The sequence below is a fragment of the Parapedobacter soli genome, from assembly GCF_025460835.1.
Lineage (GTDB): Bacteria > Bacteroidota > Bacteroidia > Sphingobacteriales > Sphingobacteriaceae > Parapedobacter > Parapedobacter soli.
The window spans coordinates 36128-56536 of record NZ_JAMXAY010000035.1; the positions used below are offsets into that span (position 1 = coordinate 36128).

A 20409-nucleotide genomic window follows, 5' to 3' on the forward strand; every position below is an offset into this window, starting at 1 on the left:
GGCATGAACATGCATATCCTGACACCCGAAGTACAGCGTTTTTTAACGGAGCATGAACATAGTGCTCCGAGTGCGATTGCACTGGCCAAAAGCCCGTTCCCAGCGGTTTCCGCCGCCGAACTGGCGCAGCAGCTGGACGGCCGGCAACGTTGCCGCAAGAAATTGCCGCTGTGGCACAGCACACCCGGCATCTACTACCCCGAAAAGTTAGCCATCGAGCAGGCATCGTCGCAAATCACCGCAACCCACAAAGCGGCTATCGTGGCCAAGGGATCCCGGGTCATCGACCTCACCGGCGGCTTCGGTGTGGATACACTCTTCCTCGCACAACGGGCAGCAACGGTAACCCACTGCGAAACCAATGCCCCACTCTCACAGATTGCCCGCCACAACACGGCGGCAATGGGCCTAACAAACTGCACATTCATCGCTGCCGATGGCATGGAGCACCTCCGTACCCAACCCGATAACACCTTTGACGTTGCGTATATCGACCCATCGCGCCGTGTAGCCCAACGCAAGGTTTTCCGGCTGCAAGACTGTGTGCCCGATGTGGTCGCCCTCCAGGGGGAGCTGCTCCGGAAGGTGCCACAACTGATCATCAAATCGGCGCCGCTGCTGGATATCACCGCTGCGCTGGAGGCACTGGAGAGCGTGAGCGCCGTCCACATCGTCAGTTCCGGCAATGAGTGTAAGGAGCTCCTGTTTGTCATGGACCGCGGACATACCGGCGAACCGCAACTCGTGGCCACCGCATTAACAGCCGATTCCGTGGCATGGTTTGCCTTCACGCCCGCTGAGGAGCTAACGGCGAGCCCCACCTACGGCGCACCTACGGGATACCTCCATGAGCCCGACGCAGCTCTTCTCAAATCGGGTGCTTTCAAACTGATCGGTACCCGCTACGGGTTGGATAAACTCCACCGCCACACCCACCTGTATACGGCTCGCGAGCCGCACGACGACTTTATGGGAAAAATATTCCGGATTACCGACGTGGTAACTTACGGTGCCTTCAAAAAGGCAAAAACCACCTACCGCGGTAATGTGAGCACCCGGAATTTCCCACTGAAGGCGGAGGAACTCCGCAAGCGGCACAGGATCAGCGAAGGTGGCGACCAGCACTTATTTTTCTGCACCGGCGCCGGCGATGAGCTATTGGTCATCTTTGCATCAAAATGCTGACCCCTGTTTGTGTAAGAGGCCTTTATTGCGGTACTTTGCAGTTATGCATAAACAACTCAAGCTTTCTGCACTAGATCTATCAGTGATTATTGAAGGTGGGGACGCAGCATCGGCGATTGCCCGCACGGTGGAAGTGGCCCGGTATATCGAGCAATTGGAATACACCCGCATCTGGCTCGCCGAGCACCATAACATGGAAAATATTGCCAGTTCAGCCACGTCGGTGCTGATTGGCCATGTGGCAGGCAAGACAAACCGCATCCGGGTAGGCTCGGGCGGCATCATGCTGCCCAACCATGCGCCATTGGCAGTCGCAGAGCAGTTCGGCACACTGGAGTCGATATACCCCGGCCGCATCGACCTGGGACTGGGGCGCGCACCGGGCACCGACCAGCTGACGGCTGCTGCCCTGCGCCGCAACAACCTGGGCACAGCGTACCACTTCCCTTCAGATATCCGCGAGCTCCAACTGTATTTCAGCGACGAAAACATCGATGGCCGCGTGCGGGCATTCCCCGGCGAAGGGCTCGACATCCCGATCTGGATACTGGGGTCGAGCACTGACAGTGCCTACCTAGCTGCCGAAATGGGGCTGCCATACGCGTTTGCGGCACACTTTGCCCCCGCCCAGCTCTATCGTGCCATTTCCATCTACCGTCAGCATTTCAAGCCATCGGCACAACTGGATAAGCCGTATGTACTGGCTTGTGTGAACGTGATAGCCGCCGATACGGACGAAGAAGCCCATGTACTGGCAACCAGCATGTACCGGATGTTCCTGGGTATCGTTACCAACACCCGCCGCCCGCTGCAGCCGCCGGTTCCGTCTATGGACCCGTTCTGGTCGCCCGAAATCGAAGCTGCGGTAAAACAGATGACAGCCTGCACATTTATCGGCAGCCAGGAAACCCTCTCCAAGCAGCTCGCGGCATTCGTAGCTGAGACCGATGCCGACGAACTGATGACAACAAGCAATATCTATGAACAAGGCGCGCGGCTGAAGTCGTACCGCATACTCAGCGAAGTTGTTGCCAGCCTCAACCAGCAGGCTGCACCAATTGAGCGGAATTAGCCTATCTTTGCGCTAGCTAATACACATACCATGGGATATCGAAGCCTCGCCGAATGCATAGACGATTTGGAACGCCACGGACACCTTGTCCGCATTAAACAGGAGGTAGACCCCTATCTGGAAATGGCAGCCATCCACATGCGTGTGTATGATGCGCGGGGCCCCGCACTGCTATTCGAAAACATCAAGGGAAGCCGGTTCCCAGCGGTGTCAAACCTGTTCGGAACGCTAGAACGCTCGCGCTTCATGTTCAGGGACACGCTCGACAAAATCAAGGTATTGGTCGACGTCAAGTCAGACCCCATGCAAGCACTGAAGAAACCCTTCAGGTATGCGAATGTGGCTACGACCGCACTGTCTGCCCTACCCTGGAAAACGAAGCGGGATGCACCCATCTTACACGGCACCACGCGCATCAGCCAACTGCCGCAGATTGTGAACTGGCCCATGGACGGCGGCCCGTTCGTGACCATGCCCCAGGTATATACCGAAGACATTACCAAACCGGGGGTGATGAACGCCAACTTAGGGATGTACCGCATCCAACTGGCGGGCAACGATTATGCCCCCGACACGGAGGTAGGGCTCCACTACCAGCTGCACCGTGGCATCGGCATACACCAGACCAAAGCCAATGAGCTGGGCCAACCGCTGAAGGTGAGTATTTTTGTGGGTGGACCGCCGGCCCACGCGCTGGCAGCAGTGATGCCCCTACCTGAAGGGCTTTCCGAATTGACCTTTGCGGGCGCGCTGGGCAATCGCCGCTTCCGTTATTTCTACGATGCCGATGGCTTCTGCATCTCCAACGACGCCGATTTTGTAATCACCGGAACCGTGTACCCGCACGAAAACAAGCCGGAAGGCCCTTTCGGCGACCATCTGGGCTATTACAGTTTGGTGCACCCCTTCCCGTTGATGCGTGTGCATAAAGTCTACCACCGCAAAGACCCGATATGGTCGTTCACCGTGGTGGGGCGGCCGCCGCAGGAAGACACCAGCTTCGGCGCATTGATCCACGAAATCACCGGATCGGCGATCCCGCAGGAAATAAACGGTCTCCATGCCGTCCATGCCGTGGACGCTGCTGGCGTGCACCCCCTCCTCTTCGCCATCGGCAGCGAGCGATACACACCCTACGCGGAAACACAGCGGCCGCAGGAAATACTCACCATTGCCAACCAGATATTAGGTAAAAACCAACTAAGCTTAGCCAAATACTTGCTGATTTCGGCACACCAAGACAACCCGCAACTGGACATCAACGACGTCCCCGCATTCTTAACGCATATTTTGGAACGTATCGACCTGAAGCGAGACCTGCACTTCCATACGCAAACAACCATCGACACCCTAGATTATACCGGCGATGGCCTCAATGCGGGTTCGAAAGTTGTCTTCGCGGCCGTAGGTAATAAGAGGCGTGAGCTGGCCACCGAACTACCGGGCGGGTTTGAGTTGCCGCGGCCCTTCCACCAGTGTAAGCTTGCCCTGCCGGGCGTGCTGGCCGTGGAAGCACCGCCCTATATCGATGAAGCTACTGAGAGTAGCCGTATTGACACGTGGTGCCACGAGGCCGGTAGCCTGGGCCTCGAAGGTGTACAGCTTGTGGTTCTTTGCGACGATGCTGCCTTCACCGCAGCCAACGTGGATAATTTCGTATGGATTACCTTTACGCGCAGCAACCCGTCGCACGACATCCACGGCGTAGGCAGCTTCACCCGGCATAAGCACTGGGGGTGCCGTGGGCCATTGGTTATCGACGCACGTAAAAAACCACACCACGCACCCGAGCTCATCAAAGATGCGGAAGTAGAAAAGCGGGTGGACGCCCTGGGTGCCCAAGGCGGACCGTTGCACGGTATCCTGTGAGTTTTCAATGTGATTCTAGCTGGTCTACGTCATGTTGGATGCGCGCTAACACTCCCTCGTAGTGTAGGTATGCCCACAGCGAAAGCACGAGCAGCAAAACGATAAGCAATACCAAAAGCCTGAGGGACGCAGACCTAAACAGGAACGACTTCAACATGGAAGCGATATGGTGAAACGGCTGCCGCTCTGCCCATCACTTTCCATACTGATGGTGCCGCCATGCGATTCGACAACGGTTTTCGTGAGGTAAAGCCCTAGTCCGGTCGTCGGTTCTCCCGCAGTACCTTTCCGTTTGGCCTCCGTAAACTTATCGAAGATATGTTCCTGCATCGACTTGGGGACACCTATTCCCGTATCCTGCACCACCAGCATGGCCCAGCCCGGCACCTCCTCGGTGAACACGTCAATCACCCCTCCCGGATGGGTGAACTTGATGCTGTTCCAAAGGATATTGCTGATGGCCCGGGTTAATTTAGGGCGGTCTACTTTAATGACGGTATTTGACACCAGGTGCTTTGACAAAACCAGCTGCTTGCCCTCAAACTTATCGGCAAGGGATTCCGTACAGGTATCAACCAGCTCGTCAAGGCGTTCGTCCGCCAGTTCGATGGCTTCGTCTTGGCATTGTTCGGTGGTAAGGATATCCTCAATAAGCATCTGTATGTAATCGCACGTTTCGTTTAGTTTGCCGATGAGATGTTGGTGGTGGCTCAATGCCGGGTCTGCCTTCAATATCGTTCCCAATGTCTCTATCGCCGCTATGGGGCAGCGTATATCGTGGGCCGCTGCCAATAAGGCCAATTTCTGCTTCTCTTGGTTAGCGTATAGGTGGGCTAAGATGGTCGACTGTTTGATGAGGCCATAAAAGCTCCCCTGGCGGTTTACCGGGAGCGTAGTGTCTCCGCTGGCTACCATACGGTCGAGGACCGTACTGAGGGTATCCGTGAAGTCGACAGGCGGCCGATAACGGAAGCATTCCACGACCAGGCCCTCCGGCTTCAAGGCCACGTCCATGGCCGTAAGGATCCCGATGGCCCTATCGCCATCCATTACCACCACAGCATCCTGTATCTGCAGTAGGATTCTCGCGTTGCATGCTTCAACATAAGCATCAACCGTTAGATACTGCTTTGTTATCAATGCGGCTATATTCATTACTAAAAGTTTAGTGCGCCCACCCCCACGGTACAGCATGGCATCTGCCTCACATGAAATCAGTGCTTATTAATGAATTGGTAGTAAAGGCGTCATTTTGTTTCTTTTATATAACTGGGTCTCGCGAATATAGCGGTATTCCCCAAAAAGTGGCTTTTTTAGGCGTTACAACTAGCGTTACAACGAACAGATATGTACGACAACCCCTTAGTTGCCAACAAAATAGTCGGTATAGAACATTGGCGGTGTAAAACTTGCAGAAAGGCCGATTTTTTTACGGATGCGATGCCACGTGACCGGTAGGGAGGCGGGAGAGATACCCAATGCGTGGGCAATTTCGTGATTCGACAATTCCAGTTTAAGCAGGAATAGGTAGCGCAATTCGGCAGGTGTGAGGTCGGGGTGCTGCTCGGTGAGCCTTTCGGTAACACCGGGATATACTTTCTGGAATTGGGTCCGGAAATCAATCCAATCGGCATCCGTAAGGATAGTGGCTGTGCGTAGCTGCCGCAGGGCAGGGTCGTCCCGCTCCGGTTCAGTACCTTCCATAGACTGGATAATACGGGCATTGCTCAAAATCCGGCTGGCATAACCCTCAAGCAATCGGCGGGCACTATCCAGCTCGTGATGCGCGCGTTCGAGTTCGGACTCCTGCAATTTACGGCGGATACGGTTGCGGTAAACGGTTATTCCATAAAGCACCAGAATGGCAAATGCTGCCAACACCAACCCGGCAACTATGGCGTTGCGCCTCACGCGCTGGCGGGCCGCTTCGGCGTGGAGACGTTCCAGCGCCGCCTCCTGCCGGCTGGCCATGATTTCCTGGTTGGCGCGCATGAGCTTCAGCGCATTGAATTTTTCAGCGTAGCGCTTATTAGCCTCCAGCGCGGAATCGAGGTATTGGGCAGCCACCTGTTGCTGGCCTACCGCCGTGTACCATTTGCTCATTATAGGGTACCACTCGCGCAGGCGGTCGTATTGCCTGGATTCTTGGATATAGGCGTAAGCTTTATCGAGCGATGCTTTTGCCGCAGCCACCTGCCCGCGCTGTAACAGCACGTCGGCCAATGGCATTGCCGAGCCGGCGGCGAGCCCTGGATCGTCATATTGCTCCGCAATGCGGATATCTTTCTCGAACAACGGAACGGCATCGTCGTAATTGCCCCGCAGGTATTCGTTGTAACCGAGGTTGCCCGAAGCGATCCCCACCCACTGCTCGCTCACATCGGTAGCGTGCGTTATCAACTGCCGGAAACAGCTATCCGATTGGTCCAATAACCCCAGCTGGCGGTAGGTCAGCCCCATGGTATTGATGGCGTGCCGCCAGCTGGGGAGGTAGAAATCGCTGGCAGGCAATGCCGCAACGGTTTTGAAATAAGGAATAGCTTGCTCGTAATCTCCAAAACGGTAATAGGCCCTGCCAATCTCTTCGAGGTAAATCGCTTTATTGGGAAAGTCGGCCACATCGACATTCCGCATCATATCGTCCAGCCGCATATACCACCGGAACCCTTATTCGTATTTTTCCTGCATCCAGTAATACTGGCCAATGCACCAAACCGCACGGTAAACAACATGGGATATGCCCGCCTCTGTGGCCTTATCCAACGTTTGCTGCATCTTTTCCAAACTGCCCGCCCCCACCTCGAGGTCATAACTCGCTTCCAGCAAATCGGCTTCCAGTAGCAGCTCCTCATCATCCAGCTCTTCGGCCAGTGCCCGCATGCCTTTGAGCGTATCGGCAACGTCGCCGGCCGGCATCTCCTCGGCGATAACACTCCCGTAAAGCCGGTCAATCGCATCCAGCCGCCGCGGATACGGACGGCCAACCAACTCGCGGTATTGGGCCTGGACGGTAACCCCGGTTAAGAGGAATAGGATCGCGGCGATAACGGGCTTCATGTCATACGGCTATTATCCTTTATAACGGAACCATTTGACCAGCTCTTTATAACTGGCTTTCTTGCCATACATCAGGATGCCCACGCGGTATATCCGGCCAGCCACCCAGGTGGTAACGATAAAGCCCCCCACCAGCAGCGCCAACGACAGCGCGATCTCCCATACGGGTACGCCAAACGGCACCCGCACCAGCATGGCTATCGGCGAGGTAAAGGGGACCATACTCAGCCAGAAGGCTAAAGGCCCGTGCGGGTCGTTGATCAGTACCCCAAACGAGAGGATATATGTAAACAGGAGCGGTATCGTGATCGGCAGCATGAATTGCTGCGTTTCCGTTTCACTATCCACCGCCGAGCCTACGGCGGCAAACAACGCACTGTAAAGCAGGTAACCTCCGAAAAAATAGAGCAAAAAGGTGATAATGATTGTTTGGAAATCGACCTTGGCCAGTTCCTGCGTGACCTTACCAACCATGCCTATTTCCGGGGTCGACGCCGTGGCTGCTACGCCGCTATCCGTCAATAGTTGTTGCTGGTTTTCCACCTGCGTTTCCATCGCTATTTTGCCCATCATACCCGTGCCGGCGATACCCATCAGTGCCGACGAAAGCACAATCCATAGGATAAACTGGGTAAGGCCGACCAAGCCAATGCCGATGATTTTGCCCATCATTAGTTGGAACGGCTTTACCGACGAGATGATCACCTCTACGATACGGCTGTTTTTTTCCTCAATGATACCCCGCATCACCTGCGAGCCATAAAGGAATAAGCAGATATAGACCAGGATGGAAAGTGACATGGCAATGCCCATGGCCGCCCCGGCGCTACTATCTTTCTCACCTTCTTCGGTAATTTCCTTGGCCGAAATGTTCACGCGGGGACTGATACTTTCTACGGTAGCGCGGTCAATGCCCGCATCCGCATACGCCCTATCGCGGAGTACCTCTTCCAATTGGTCGGACACCTCGCCCTGTACGCCGAAACTAGCCGCTTCTTTCGAAAAAAGCTCCACCCGCGATGAGGCTTCGATGTCGGCAGGAATAATCAAAAGGAACGTTTTCCCACCCTCGGCGAGTATCCGCTCCTTTTCAGCGGCAACATCACCGGATACACCGATAAAAGTGACGTCTTCGGTATTCGCTACTTTCCCTTCGAAAAGGCCACTTTGGTCTACCACATAGACCGTGGCCTGGTTGTTCTCAAAACTCTTGGCGGTAAGGTATATGGTGAGCGCATAGATTCCGATGAGAAACAGCGGAACCAGAAAAGTGACCAGCAAAAAGGATTTTTTCTTAACCCGGCTCAGGTATTCGCGCTTGATAATCAGTAATATCTTGTTCATTATTGGGCGTCTCTTATAGGTGCAGTGGTTTGAGTGGTTACTTGTTGGACGAAAATATCGTGGATACTCGGAACTACTTCCTTGAGCTCATGGATATGTACCAACGGAATCAAATAGGCCAACACGTCGTTGATGGTCTTGCCATCAGCAATCTGTATGGTGAGCGTGGTGTTATCACCGGTAGCCTCCCGGCCAGCAATGGTAAACAAGCCCTCCACGCCGGCAATCCGTTCTTCTTGGTGCAGGTACTCCACGCGGTAGGTATTCGTGCGGTAGGTGTTTTTGATTTCCTTTACCTTACCATCCAGGATCTTCTTCGATTTGTTGATGAGTATGATGCTGTCGCATAGCTCTTCGACAGATTCCATCCGGTGGGTGGAAAAAATGATGGTGGCACCGCCGCGGTTCAGGGCAAGGATCTCCTCTTTGATGATGTTTACGTTGACCGGGTCAAATCCCGTAAACGGTTCATCGAGGATAATCAGACTGGGCTGATGCACCACCGTTGCCACAAACTGCACTTTCTGCTGCATGCCTTTACTCAGGTCTTCTACCTTTTTGTGCCACCAGGTCTGCATGTCCATTTTTTCGAACCAATGTTTAATGCGTTCGGTTGCTTCACTTTTTGAAAGGCCTTTTAACTGGGCGAGGTAGAGCATCTGCTCGCCTATCTCCATCTTTTTATAGAGCCCCCGTTCCTCGGGAAGGTACCCGATGCGACTGATATGGCCGGGATTCAACCGCTCGCCATCGAAATAGATTTCCCCGCCATCGGGCGCCGTTATCTGGTTGATAATCCGGATGAGCGATGTTTTCCCGGCACCGTTGGGCCCCAAAAGACCGAATATACTCCCCTCTTCCACCCGTGTGGATACGTCATCCAAAGCCCGGTGGTTAGCATATTGTTTTACAATATTTTTAATTTCAAGCATTGTGTGTTTTGTGGTTTTCACATTTGACGCACACATGCAGATATTGTTACAGGTTCAGCAGCTCATCAAATAACAGCGACACATAATATAAGCCACCCACCGACGGGTTGCCCCAGCTCGTGGTATAGAGCTTATTGCCTATGTTGGTGCCGCCCAATTTTACGATAGACCTGATGGCGGGTATTTTCTTACTCACCTGCGCATCGAATGTGGAATATGCCGGGATCATGGAGTGCCTGCCGATATTGACGGCCGGGGTGCCGATCGAGCCGTTCCACAGAAACTCGGCCTGATGGCGGAAGGTCAAGCCGAAACCCCAGCCGGACCGGTTGATATCGCGATTGGAAAAGCCTATGTTGAACCGATATTTCGGCGAATTGAAAAACGTGACGAAAGACGGATCCTGCTCCCGCAGTTCGTCGTCATTGAGCAATACGTTTTGTGTGACATTTCCCGTAAGCGTATATCCACGCCCGATGACGTAGTCGAGCCCGATGCCCCACCCCGAGTTTTTAAGCACCTGCGGCGCGTTCACGGGCATGCTATACACATTGCGGCGCGTGGGGTCGGCCAGGTCGGCCGGCGACCCATTCGGATCTTTCAACTGCACTAATACGGTAACTCCCTCGAATGTGAGAAACCGATTGTAATAATAGAAGAGGTCTATAAAGAGCCGGTTATCGATTACGCTCTTATAGCCCAGCTCGTAGGTCTCCACCTTTTCGGGTTCCCAATCCTTGAATTGGTACGGCGTAATGTTGCCACTTTGCACGTCTGAAAGGGCATACACGGGGTTGCTGACCATATCATAGCGCTCACGGAACAGCGGCAGGCCACCGACAAGCCGCGCCTGTGGCGTCAGCAGGTCGATATATTGGTTCTGCGTAGTAGGTATGCGGAACCCCCGCTGGAACGACGCCCTGAAGTTGTGATCTTCGGCAACGGTGAGTACTCCCGATATGCGGGGGCTGAATTGTCCTTTGAAATTCTCATTCTTATCGTAGCGCAATGAAGCGGTCAGCTTGAATATGTCGTTGAAGTTCCGCCCGGCCTGCACGTATGCGCCCCATTCGCGGATGTTGAATTCTTCATTGTTGTCGTCGCGGGCAAAAAGTGTCCCTTCCGAATTGAGGTCGTACACCCGGTAGTTCGCGCCGGCAATCAACTCCATAATAGCCGGATCGATTTGCTGCTTGAAATTGAACATGCCTTCGGCATGGTACATGTTGGAACGGTCGAGGAAATTGGCACCGGATGGGATAGCCCGTGTTTTGATATCTGCCGCCGTCGCCTCAAACTCGGTACCACCGGGCAAGAACAAGCCATTTGCCGTTTCCAGTGTAGGCGCCATTGCATCGCCCATCCATCCATCCCTATTAGCCCCGGCATACGCATTCGCCGCATTTTGCGCGGCACCAACCGCGGTGCTGTGGTCGGCCCCGCCCTCCACCGCCTGCTGGTAGGCCACTAAAAATGCACCGGCATATTGCGTATAGGCATTCTGCACGAAAGTAGGCGCACCTGCACCGATGGCCGTTTGCAGATACCGCTGGCTCATCAGGCTGCCCAGTACTCCCAGCGCATGGGCATCACCCGAATTTTCCCGCGTGGTGTAGCCCCGCACAAAGAAATTGTCGCCGCGCAATTCTGCCTTGTACTGCCCCATCGTGAAGTTCTGGATATTGTAGCGGTCGGCAGCGGTATAGACCGTGGAACCTTTGCCCCAATTGGCCTGCAGGATAGCTTCCACCCGATCGTTGATCCGGTAATGCAGGGATGCGTTGAGTTTCAGGCTCTTGGTCGGGTAGTCGGTAAGCTGCTGTTCGGAATAACCCGGTGCCGACTGGTAATATTGGGGCACCATATTCTGGAAGATATTACGTGCTGCGACCACCTGCTCCAAGGGGTTTGAACCTGCAATAAACTGCGGTAGCGTTGAATTACCGATTTGCGGGATCTGCGTGGTGAATATCGCTCCTAGTGCGGCCGACGACCCATCGGAACCATCGCCGGGTGTCCCATTGGCATAGAGCACATCGTATAGGTTGGCACCCACGTCGCCATACCAATTCACCCCATCGTATGTCGGGTTGCCTTGCGTATTGCCAACGTTGTTTTCCAGGTTGGTGTTATTGGTAAAACTTTGGTCGCGGTAATCCGTTGCCTGCCAATCGTTTGCTTTGAGGTATGCAATATTCGCCTTGAAGGCGACCCTGTCGTTGAATGCTTTTGCGAAGCGCACCGCCACATCATAAAATGCAGTATTCGGTTTAGTGCGGTTGGATGCACTCATCAGTCCGGTTTTTACGTAAGCACTCAGCCCCTGGTAGGTAAAAGGTGATTTGCTTTTCATCAATAGCAGCCCATTGATAGCATTGGGACCATACAGTGCCGATGCCGCCCCGGGAAGCAGCTCCACGCTCTCCACATCGAGCTCTGACATGCCGACCACGTTTCCCACGGCGAAGTTGAGGCCGGGGGCCTGGTTGTCCATGCCATCCATGAGCTGCACCATCCGCGTGTTGCCATTGGAAGCGAACCCACGGGTATTAACCGACCGGAAGGTCAGCGACTGGGTGCTCATCTCCACCCCTTTGAGGTTTTGCAATGCGTCATAGAAGCTGGGTTGCGGGCTCTCCCGGATCCCCAACACATTCAGCTTCTCGATGGAAACCGGCGATTGCATAACGCTCTCTTCAATACGCGAAGCGGATACCACCACCTCCGACGCCATAATGGTCTGCTCCTGCAGGGTAATGGACAATGCCGGGGCGGGCTCAGCAACCGTGATTTCCTGCGGTGTGTAACCGACGGACGATACATGTAAGGTAAGGGGCGGCTGGTCGTTTACACGCACGGTAAACACTCCGGCATCGTTAGTAGTGGTGCCGATGATCTTGCCCTTTACTTGGATACTTACACCAACCAACGGTCGGCCGGCGGCATCGGTGACCGTACCCGAAATCGTGGTTTGGGCAAATGCCGGAAGGAAAGAAAAATGAAGCATGAACAGTATGCCATACCATCCAAAGCGCTTAAAGGTCGTCATGTGTGCCATAGCGTTCTCAGTTATAATTGGGTTTACCACAATAATACAAAAATATTTCTGAACACAACTAACTACGGATTAACATTTTTTAACAATTTGGAAATTAAACTTTCACGCTCAAAAATACTCTCACCAATAACAGCAGAGATAACGAAATAGAAAGTTCATATTTTTGGTTAAGTTTGATGATGAACGCCCACTCCATCTTTTGGTGGATGGGCGTTTTTTTTTATGTTTGTGCTGAACCAATTGGAATGCCATGCAACGGATAAGCGTCGTCGGCTCGGGTACGATGGGCAACGGAATAGCCCACACATTAGCGCAATATGGATTTGAGGTCGCACTGATAGACATCAATGCTGCAGCATTGACGAAAGCGTTGGCAACCATAGCCCATAATCTAGACCGCCAAATCAACAAGGAGGCCATCACCTCGGCCGATAAGGAGCGTATCCTAGCCCGCATCACAACCCATACCGTGCTGGCCGACGGGGTGCGACAGGCCGACCTGGTGGTGGAAGCGGCCACGGAACATGAAGGCACCAAATTGGCAATATTTGGCGACTTAGACCGGTTGTGCCCCCACCATACCATCCTTGCGAGTAACACCTCATCCATCTCCATCACAAAAATAGCAGCCGAAACGCAGCGCCCCGACCGGGTTATCGGCATGCATTTTATGAACCCGGTACCGGTGATGGAACTGGTGGAGGTTATCAAGGGCTACACCACTTCGGCCGATACAACCGCCAAAGTACTGGCCCTTTCCAAGCAACTGGATAAAACACCGGTAGAAGTCAACGACTATCCGGGGTTTGTATCCAATCGCATTTTGATGCCCCTGATTAACGAAGCTATTTATGCGCTTTATGAAAATGTTGCCGATGCGGAGGCGATAGACACGGTGATGAAGCTGGGTATGGCCCACCCGATGGGACCGCTTCAACTGGCCGATTTCATCGGACTAGATGTATGCCTCGCCATTATGCGTGTGCTGCACGATGGTTTCGGCAATCCGAAATACGCACCCTGCCCACTCCTTGTCAACATGGTGACTGCCGGCAAGCTGGGGCGGAAATCAGGACAAGGGTTCTATACCTACTGAAGACGGTAAGCGGATCTTATTCCAACCCGCTCACCCCGCCCGACACCACGAGCTTCATCGCGTCGGTGGCACTCATCTGAAGGGGCTTTACCCGCTCAGACTTCACGATAACAACCTGCCCCGCAAACGAATAAGAATACGGAAAGTAAACAACCACTTCACCTTGCAGCCCGAGTGCGGTTAAATCGTGCTGCGTAAGGAAACCCACCTTTTTAAGGCCCGTCTCATTCACTTCCACCAGCACCGGTTCGTTGAATTTTTTGGCATCGCCAACAAATGCTTCGGTAAAATCTTTGATGGACGAATACAAGGTATTGAACAGGGGAATCCGGTTGATGAGGTCATTAAACCAGTTGTATATCGGTGCGGTTACCACATTGGTGAATATCATGCCTACGATGACCAATCCGATGATAACGGTAAGTATCCCCAAGCCCGGCACATACAGCGGACGGCCCAATTCATCTTCCCAAAACCAGCTGCTTAGGTTGAGGGCCGAGTCGATGCTTGCCACAATCCATACAATCAGAAACAGTGCACCAGCTAGCGGCACCACTACTATCGCTCCTTTAATCAGGTAATTAAAAAACAGTCGTAGCGTTTTATTTTTCATGTTTTTTTATTTAATCATTAATCCTTGCTCCTCAAACCATTAATCCTTGTTCCTCAAATCATTAATCCTTGCTCCTCAAACCATTAATCCTTGCTCCTCAAATCCCTCACATCTCATAGTAATAAACCCGTTTGACCCGTTGGGATATTCCGGTGAGCAATTCGTACGGGATTGTACCGATAGCTGCTGCTTGCTCCTCGATATCGTCGAACACGATGACTTCATCACCTGTTTTGGCGTCGATGCTGCTTACATCCAGCATGGTCATATCCATACAGATATCACCTATCGTCGGCGCGCGTTGTCCGTTCACCAGCATGTACCCCACCCCATTGCCAAACCGCCGGTCGTATCCATCGGCATAGCCGATATTGACCGTTGCGATGCGGCTATCTTTCGTTACGCGCCCGTGCCTCCCGTACCCCACACTGTCGCCCCCCGGGATGCTGTGCAGCTGCGTAACAACAGTTTTCAAGGTACCCGTTTGCTGCAGCTGCAATGCATTACCACTCCCGGCGCCAATCCCATACAAGCCTATCCCCAGCCGTACCATATCAAGGTGTGCCTGGGGCCAACGCTGGATAGCGGCCGAATTGGCTATGTGCCGAAGTACGGGGTACTGTAGCGCTCCGACCAACCGATCTGTAAAACCCAGGAAGGCCGTCAGCTGTCCCACCGTAAACGCGTCGTGCTGTGCATCGCCGGCGGCTGCCAGGTGTGAAAACACCGACTTCACCTTAACCTCGGGAGCATCACCGAGACGCTGTACCAGCTGCATCAGATCTGCCATTGCAAAACCAAGGCGGTGCATTCCGGTATCCACCTTGATGTGGATGGGGTAACCGCTGATATTTTTCGACACCAGCGTATTGATCAGCTCTTCGAGAATAGCAAAGCTGTATATCTCGGGCTCAAGCCGGTGCTCCAACAGGGCTTCAAAAGAAGCTGGCTGGGGGTTCATCACCATGATCGGCATCCAGATACCCGCCTTGCGGAGCTCGGTGCCCTCATCGGCATACGCCACCGCAAGGTAGTCTACCCTATTGAACTGCAACAGGCTCGCGATCTCAAAATCGCCGCTACCGTAAGAAAATGCTTTCACCATCGCCATCAGTTTGACCTGCTTGGGCAGTAGCGACCGGTACTGGTTCAGGTTATGCTCTACAGCACTTAAATTGATTGCCAATACCGTGTCGTGCACTTTGGCCATCAGTGCGGCGCTGACCCGCTCAAATGCGTGGCGCCTGGCACCTTTCAGCAAAATGGTTTCATCATGGAAGTCCAGCTTGGGCAGCGACGCCAGCAATGCATCGGTATCGGCAAACGACTCGCGTATTATCCCATTTGGGGCACCTTTGAACTCACCCAATACTGGCCCTACGGTAATCAACCTGTTAATACTGCTATCTGACAGCAACTTAAATAGATCATCATAAACTTGGACTTCGCCTTCTGCCACGCCGGGGAGATCCGATAAAATCAGCGTCCGGATCGGGTGCCGGTGCTGCTGTTTCAAGAAATCGAGCGCTATATGCAGCGAAGCCAGGTCATTGCTGTAACTATCATCTATTATGGTGCAGTTGTTTATTCCCTTCTTCATTTGCAGCCGCATCTCCACCGGCTGCAACATCGCCATACGTGCCCGGATCACCTCTTGGCCATATCCCATGGCCAGCAGTACCGCCCAACAGCAAACGGCATTGGCACGTGCTGCGGCGTCTGTGAACGGGATGTCAATAGCCACATCGACCCCTTTGTGCTTCGCATGGATGGTGCACCGGTTCCCCGCGGTGGCGGCATGGCCCACAACCGTCAACGTGGCATCGCTGCTACCCCACGTGATATGCACTCCCTCCGACGGCACCGGTATTCCGGCGGTGTCGTTGGGCGAATACACCGCTTTGGCTGTGCCACTGAACAGTTGAAGTTTCTCCTTGATTTTTGCCTCACGCGATCGGAATCCATCGTCGTGGGCAGGCCCCACAGTAGTCAGGATAGCCATATCCGGTCGGATCATCGTGCGCAACGGCTCCATTTCCCCGGGCTCGCTCACACCGGCTTCAATAATGGCTAAATCATAGCTGGCATCCATCTGCCACAGCGAAAGTGCCACGCCGATCTGGGAATTATAGCTCTTCGGGCTGCGCACGATTCGGTGCTCGGGTGAAAGCAGCTGCATGAGCCATTCTTTCACAATGGTCTTCCCATTACTGCCTGTAATGCCGATTACGGGATAGTCGAACCTACTCCGGTGGTATGACGCCAGCTCTTGCAGCGCCCGGAGCGTGTCTTCAACGACAATAAAATTAGCGTCCGGAAACCGGCTGGTATCGGTCCGCCCGGCCATCACCACATAGTTACGGACGCCCAATGCGTACACGTCATCGAGATAACGATGCCCATCCCGCCGACCTAGCAAGGCGAAAAAAAGCCCCTGGGCGGTATAGATAAGCCGACGGCTGTCGTAGAGCAATGTCGCAACGGTGGCAGCGGCGTCAGCGTAGACAGCATCTACCGTTTGCATTGCCTCCGAAACCTCGCGGATGGTATAAGAATGGGTGTGCTTAGCCATGGCACGAATTTCAACATTTTTTGGGTACTGCGAGAATTTTTTGCCATTTTGGTGCTATGGACGACTTAACCGGCCAAAGCCGTAGAAAACTGACACCCGGACAAGCCAAAGGCAGAGCCGAAGCCTATTGTGCTTACCAGGAGCGCTCGCAGCAAGAAGTACGCGACAAGCTTTACCATTGGGGGCTACACAGCGGAGATGTGGAGCATGTTATCGCCGAGCTCATCACCGAAGGATTTTTAAATGAAGAGCGGTTCGCCATGGCCTATACCTCGGGTAAATTCCGGATAAACGGTTGGGGCAAGCACAAGATTAAGCAAGGTTTGGCCCAAAAGGCCGTGTCTGCCCCCCTCATCCGGGCCGCGCTGGCCAGTCTAGATGAACAAGAATACCGCGGGAAGCTCGGCGACCTTCTGCGCGCCAAGGCCCGCTTGGAAAAAGAAACACACCCCTATAAACGGAAAAACAAGCTGGTGCGCTACGCCTTGAGCAAGGGGTATGAGAGCGAGCTCATACTCGAGTTGTTGAATGACAATGAATTGTGATTTTTTCCAAAAATTATTTGACAGATGCCGAAAACTCCACTATATTTGCATCCACAAACAGCAAGCGAAAGTAGCTCAGTTGGTAGAGCGCAACCTTGCCAAGGTTGAGGTCGCGAGTTCGAACCTCGTCTTTCGCTCCAAAAACAGACCCTTTCTATCGATGATAGAAAGGGTTTTTCGTTTTCAGCGACGTGGTGAAAGCCAGTTCTAAGATAAATTATTTTCCCGAAGGCGCGGCTATTTCAAAATAAGTTCGTAGTATTGGAACTCAAACAAACTAGTAAAAAACAACACAGCATTTTAAACATGAAAAATTCGAAAAACTGGTTAACTATTGCTTTTGCGGTTGTATTCCTGGCCTCTTGCGGAGCCGGGCAGAAAAATGGTGACAGCCAAGACCAAGACACGACGACTTCCGTTGCGGAGGATAGTGGCTGGATATCTTTATTTGATGGACAGACCACCAATGGTTGGCACACCTATCTGCGAGATACCGTCACAGCAGCTTGGACGGCTCAAAATGGCGAACTGCGGTTCAATCCTGACGTTCCACATGAGCAACGTGGCGATATTGTGACCGACGGCGAATACGAGAACTTCGAGCTGGAACTGGAATGGCAAATCTCATCGGGGGGTAACAGCGGTATCATTTTCGGTGTCCATGAGGTTCCTGAATACAGTGCAACCTACCAAACCGGCATCGAGATGCAGGTGCTTGACAACATCGATGCCGGTGATAATAAAATAGAAAACCACCTCGCCGGCACCCTGTATGACATGATTGGTAGTGCAGAAGTGTCCCAGCCGAAGGCCGTGGGCGAATGGAACAAAGCCCGTATCCGTAAAAATAATGGACAAATCACGTTGTGGCTCAACGATGTGCAAACTGCCGACGTAACCATTGGCACGCCCGAATGGGAAGAGGTACTCAACGCCAGTAAATTCAAAGACTGGGAAGGCTTCGCCAAGTACCCGAAAGGCAGGATCGCATTGCAAGATCATGGCGATGTGGTTGCCTACCGCAATATCCGCATCAAGGAATTGTAACGGCTGGTTAATAATATGATAGAAATCCCCGGCCGTAGAACAACACTGGGGATTTTTTTGTGCGCTGAAAGATGCGCTCTCGGGCCAATTGAACAGAATTTCGGTGCGGCCAACGTATTTTGAACAACCAAGATGTTGCGACTCACCCGGTAAAAGACTATCTTTAACCACAAGTTTAAGTATAACCTATCATCCTAATGTCTACGCAGTACAGACAGTTCCGACCGTGGGCGACACTCAAGGGATCTCCTGATGAGTTTTCATTGCAGGGCAGGATATTCCATTCGGTCTGCGCTTTCGCCATGATGGGATTATTGGTTTCCGTCCCTATCAATTACGTCTTTCAGCAATACGAAGCGCTCTATCTTTTATTCGTAGCCATCGTACTTCTCATTATTTACTTCGTGCTTTCGCGTGTCGCGAAGCGCGTGGAATTGGCGATTGGGTTGTTCGGTGTGACAATAAATGTGTTCTTTTCACTGATTTTTTTATTCGCGGGGGGAATAAACGGCCCCAACCTGCTTAGTTTTTGGATTGCGCTATTCCCGATGATTGTTCTTTCGTCCAGTAAGCGGGCTAAATTGATATGGTGTGCAATCAATATCAGTTTATTGACTACGCTGCTGTACGTGCAATACCGGTATCCGGACTGGGTGTCATTTGAATACAACACGCTGTCGGACCGGCTTTGGGACCATTTGTTCCAATACATCATTTTATCTTCGGTATTGTACTACGGAACCTCATATATCATCACCAACTACGAATTTGAGCGCCGGTCGGCAGCAGACCGTGCGGAAGCAATCCGCGGGCAACACCTCGAAATCGGCATGCAGAAAGAAGAACTCGAACGGCTGAATACCGAGAAAGACCGGATGTTTTCCATTATTGCACACGATTTGCGCACCCCGCTCGGAAATATACATAACTACATGGATATGTTGTTCCACACAGCGCTGGAACCGGATAAACGCCAATATATCGAAGGGGAATTGAAGAAGCAGTTGGCGGGGACATCGGCTTTGCTAACCAACCTATTGACGTGGGCCCAGCAGCAGATCAAAGGAATTACCGTAAAATCTGAGCCGGTGAACTTACGTACCTGTATCCGTGATGCCCTCGAAATCGAGCTCGGTACCGCCCGGGCCAAGGGCGTGGAACTGACGTTGCCGGACGAAGATGTGGTGGCTCATACCGATAGGCATATGATTCAAATTATCATCCGGAACCTTGTGAACAATGCCTTGAAGTTCACTGAGCCCAATGGTAGGGTCCGCGTGAGTGCGATTGCGACAGCCGGTGCGGTTGCTATCAGTGTGGCAGACAATGGCATAGGCATACCGGAAGAAGCACAGGATAGGATATTTACGCTCAACACCGACCCCAATGCCGGCACGCGCAATGAAAGGGGCGTGGGGTTGGGATTGGTGCTGTGTAAAGAGCTGTCCGAAGCACTAGGGGGAACACTTCGCTTTGTAAGTACACCCGGCAAGGGAACCACTTTTATTTTGGAGCTCCGCTAAGCGAATCAGAGCGCAAAGGTTTACCCGATTATTTTATACAAGCGATTAATTCGAAGACGGTTATACTGTTGGAGCATAATTGACGTGACATTATACGCTATATTTGTTACTGTGATCCAAAGGCTGATCCAGACATGTCCAATTATAATCGCATAAACGGCAGTACCGGCAAAAAACATAAAGCACGTCCAATGAAAACGCTCGTACATAGCTATAGTGGTCAAGTACCTGCGCGCTTGGAATTTATTTCCGATCCGCAATGGTAATGAGCCGTTCGACCACGATTTAATCCAATCTCCGTCCTGCACAAACTTTCGGATAAACTTGACTCCCCATTTTTCATATACCGTTTGGTTGTTTCCGATTGTGAGCTGTTGGAGTACTTTCTGCGGCAGTACGGAGAACAAAACGGCTATTACCAAAATAATATAAAACCAATAATTAAGTCCTGTAATTAGTCAACCCTTAAAAAGCCCAATATTTCTTTTTTGAAGTC

The 20409-nt window shown here is 52.7% G+C and carries 16 protein-coding genes and 1 tRNA gene; 8 read left to right on the top strand and 9 right to left on the bottom strand.

The window, feature by feature from the left end; translation table 11 throughout:
* Nucleotides 1-3 precede the first annotated feature (3 nt).
* The 3 genes from NGM62_RS14745 to NGM62_RS14755 are packed head-to-tail and all read left to right on the top strand — an operon-like array spanning nucleotide 4 to nucleotide 4126.
* Nucleotides 4-1185, top strand: coding sequence for a class I SAM-dependent methyltransferase (locus tag NGM62_RS14745; RefSeq protein WP_262249019.1), 1182 nt, complete (start codon nucleotides 4-6; stop codon nucleotides 1183-1185).
* Between the two features lie 43 nt (nucleotides 1186-1228).
* Entirely contained in the window at nucleotides 1229-2257 is a 1029-nt protein-coding gene (locus tag NGM62_RS14750; RefSeq protein WP_262249020.1) for an LLM class flavin-dependent oxidoreductase, read from the top strand.
* A 30-nt stretch (nucleotides 2258-2287) separates the two neighbouring features.
* On the top strand, nucleotides 2288-4126 hold the full coding sequence (locus NGM62_RS14755) for a UbiD family decarboxylase (RefSeq protein WP_262249021.1): 1839 nt from the start codon (nucleotides 2288-2290) through the stop codon (nucleotides 4124-4126).
* 150 nt (nucleotides 4127-4276) lie between these two features.
* On the opposite strand, the gene NGM62_RS14760 is transcribed toward NGM62_RS14755, so the two are convergent.
* The 6 genes from NGM62_RS14760 to NGM62_RS14785 all read right to left on the bottom strand — a co-directional run bounded on the left by NGM62_RS14760 (nucleotide 4277) and on the right by NGM62_RS14785 (nucleotide 12517).
* Entirely contained in the window at nucleotides 4277-5281 is a 1005-nt protein-coding gene (locus NGM62_RS14760) for a sensor histidine kinase (RefSeq protein ID WP_262249022.1), read from the bottom strand.
* A gap of 207 nt (nucleotides 5282-5488) precedes the next feature.
* Nucleotides 5489-6778, bottom strand: coding sequence for a tetratricopeptide repeat protein (locus NGM62_RS14765; RefSeq protein WP_262249023.1), 1290 nt, complete (start codon nucleotides 6776-6778; stop codon nucleotides 5489-5491).
* Between the two features lie 15 nt (nucleotides 6779-6793).
* Nucleotides 6794-7183, bottom strand: a complete 390-nt coding sequence (locus tag NGM62_RS14770; protein WP_262249024.1) for a hypothetical protein — start codon at nucleotides 7181-7183, stop codon at nucleotides 6794-6796.
* Between the two features lie 12 nt (nucleotides 7184-7195).
* Entirely contained in the window at nucleotides 7196-8527 is a 1332-nt protein-coding gene (locus NGM62_RS14775; RefSeq protein ID WP_262249025.1) for an ABC transporter permease, read from the bottom strand.
* Nucleotides 8527-9459 carry an ABC transporter ATP-binding protein gene (locus NGM62_RS14780; protein WP_262249026.1) on the bottom strand — a complete coding sequence of 311 codons (933 nt, stop codon included), beginning with the start codon at nucleotides 9457-9459 and terminating at the stop codon, nucleotides 8527-8529. Before NGM62_RS14780 ends, NGM62_RS14775 begins: the two co-directional genes overlap by 1 nt.
* Nucleotides 9460-9505: 46 nt before the next feature.
* Nucleotides 9506-12517, bottom strand: a complete 3012-nt coding sequence (locus NGM62_RS14785; RefSeq protein ID WP_262249027.1) for a TonB-dependent receptor — start codon at nucleotides 12515-12517, stop codon at nucleotides 9506-9508.
* 250 nt (nucleotides 12518-12767) lie between these two features.
* Here NGM62_RS14785 and NGM62_RS14790 point away from each other — a divergent pair, with 250 nt between their 5' ends.
* The gene (locus NGM62_RS14790; RefSeq protein WP_262249028.1) at nucleotides 12768-13613 is read left to right on the top strand and encodes a 3-hydroxybutyryl-CoA dehydrogenase; all 846 of its coding nucleotides are present in this window, start codon (nucleotides 12768-12770) and stop codon (nucleotides 13611-13613) included.
* A 16-nt stretch (nucleotides 13614-13629) separates the two neighbouring features.
* Here the strand turns inward: NGM62_RS14790 and NGM62_RS14795 are convergent, their stop codons facing one another.
* Nucleotides 13630-14226 carry a DUF502 domain-containing protein gene (locus NGM62_RS14795; protein ID WP_262249029.1) on the bottom strand — a complete coding sequence of 199 codons (597 nt, stop codon included), beginning with the start codon at nucleotides 14224-14226 and terminating at the stop codon, nucleotides 13630-13632.
* A gap of 106 nt (nucleotides 14227-14332) precedes the next feature.
* On the bottom strand, nucleotides 14333-16798 hold the full coding sequence (locus tag NGM62_RS14800; protein ID WP_262249030.1) for a bifunctional UDP-N-acetylmuramoyl-tripeptide:D-alanyl-D-alanine ligase/alanine racemase: 2466 nt from the start codon (nucleotides 16796-16798) through the stop codon (nucleotides 14333-14335).
* 56 nt (nucleotides 16799-16854) lie between these two features.
* On the opposite strand from NGM62_RS14800, the gene NGM62_RS14805 reads away from it, so the two are divergent.
* The 4 genes from NGM62_RS14805 (at nucleotide 16855) to NGM62_RS14820 (ending at nucleotide 19913) form a co-directional block, all read left to right on the top strand.
* Nucleotides 16855-17343: a regulatory protein RecX gene (locus tag NGM62_RS14805; protein ID WP_262249031.1), complete on the top strand. Its 489-nt coding sequence runs from the start codon at nucleotides 16855-16857 to the stop codon at nucleotides 17341-17343.
* A gap of 64 nt (nucleotides 17344-17407) precedes the next feature.
* Nucleotides 17408-17483 (top strand) — tRNA-Gly (locus NGM62_RS14810).
* A 166-nt stretch (nucleotides 17484-17649) separates the two neighbouring features.
* On the top strand, nucleotides 17650-18390 hold the full coding sequence (locus tag NGM62_RS14815) for a 3-keto-disaccharide hydrolase (RefSeq protein ID WP_262249032.1): 741 nt from the start codon (nucleotides 17650-17652) through the stop codon (nucleotides 18388-18390).
* Nucleotides 18391-18587: 197 nt separating this feature from the next.
* Complete coding sequence (locus NGM62_RS14820) at nucleotides 18588-19913, top strand: sensor histidine kinase (RefSeq protein ID WP_262249033.1); 1326 nt, start codon at nucleotides 18588-18590, stop codon at nucleotides 19911-19913.
* A 20-nt stretch (nucleotides 19914-19933) separates the two neighbouring features.
* On the opposite strand, the gene NGM62_RS22260 is transcribed toward NGM62_RS14820, so the two are convergent.
* Nucleotides 19934-20335, bottom strand: coding sequence for a glycosyl-4,4'-diaponeurosporenoate acyltransferase CrtO family protein (locus NGM62_RS22260; RefSeq protein ID WP_390937533.1), 402 nt, complete (start codon nucleotides 20333-20335; stop codon nucleotides 19934-19936).
* Nucleotides 20336-20409: the final 74 nt, after the last annotated feature.

What these genes read in the sequence shown, in the direction of transcription:
- NGM62_RS14805 (WP_262249031.1), top strand. Translation starts at nt 16,855, where the DNA reads ATGGACGACTTAACCGGCCAAAGCCGTAGAAAACTGACACCCGGACAA.
- NGM62_RS14765 (WP_262249023.1), bottom strand. Translation starts at nt 6,778, where the DNA reads ATGCGGCTGGACGATATGATGCGGAATGTCGATGTGGCCGACTTTCCC.
- NGM62_RS14785 (WP_262249027.1), bottom strand. Translation starts at nt 12,517, where the DNA reads ATGGCACACATGACGACCTTTAAGCGCTTTGGATGGTATGGCATACTG.
- NGM62_RS14745 (WP_262249019.1), top strand. Translation starts at nt 4, where the DNA reads ATGAACATGCATATCCTGACACCCGAAGTACAGCGTTTTTTAACGGAG.
- NGM62_RS14770 (WP_262249024.1), bottom strand. Translation starts at nt 7,183, where the DNA reads ATGAAGCCCGTTATCGCCGCGATCCTATTCCTCTTAACCGGGGTTACC.
- NGM62_RS14795 (WP_262249029.1), bottom strand. Translation starts at nt 14,226, where the DNA reads ATGAAAAATAAAACGCTACGACTGTTTTTTAATTACCTGATTAAAGGA.
- NGM62_RS14760 (WP_262249022.1), bottom strand. Translation starts at nt 5,281, where the DNA reads ATGAATATAGCCGCATTGATAACAAAGCAGTATCTAACGGTTGATGCT.
- NGM62_RS14790 (WP_262249028.1), top strand. Translation starts at nt 12,768, where the DNA reads ATGCAACGGATAAGCGTCGTCGGCTCGGGTACGATGGGCAACGGAATA.
- NGM62_RS14820 (WP_262249033.1), top strand. Translation starts at nt 18,588, where the DNA reads ATGTCTACGCAGTACAGACAGTTCCGACCGTGGGCGACACTCAAGGGA.
- NGM62_RS14780 (WP_262249026.1), bottom strand. Translation starts at nt 9,459, where the DNA reads ATGCTTGAAATTAAAAATATTGTAAAACAATATGCTAACCACCGGGCT.
- NGM62_RS14775 (WP_262249025.1), bottom strand. Translation starts at nt 8,527, where the DNA reads ATGAACAAGATATTACTGATTATCAAGCGCGAATACCTGAGCCGGGTT.
- NGM62_RS14755 (WP_262249021.1), top strand. Translation starts at nt 2,288, where the DNA reads ATGGGATATCGAAGCCTCGCCGAATGCATAGACGATTTGGAACGCCAC.
- NGM62_RS14815 (WP_262249032.1), top strand. Translation starts at nt 17,650, where the DNA reads ATGAAAAATTCGAAAAACTGGTTAACTATTGCTTTTGCGGTTGTATTC.
- NGM62_RS14750 (WP_262249020.1), top strand. Translation starts at nt 1,229, where the DNA reads ATGCATAAACAACTCAAGCTTTCTGCACTAGATCTATCAGTGATTATT.
- NGM62_RS14800 (WP_262249030.1), bottom strand. Translation starts at nt 16,798, where the DNA reads ATGGCTAAGCACACCCATTCTTATACCATCCGCGAGGTTTCGGAGGCA.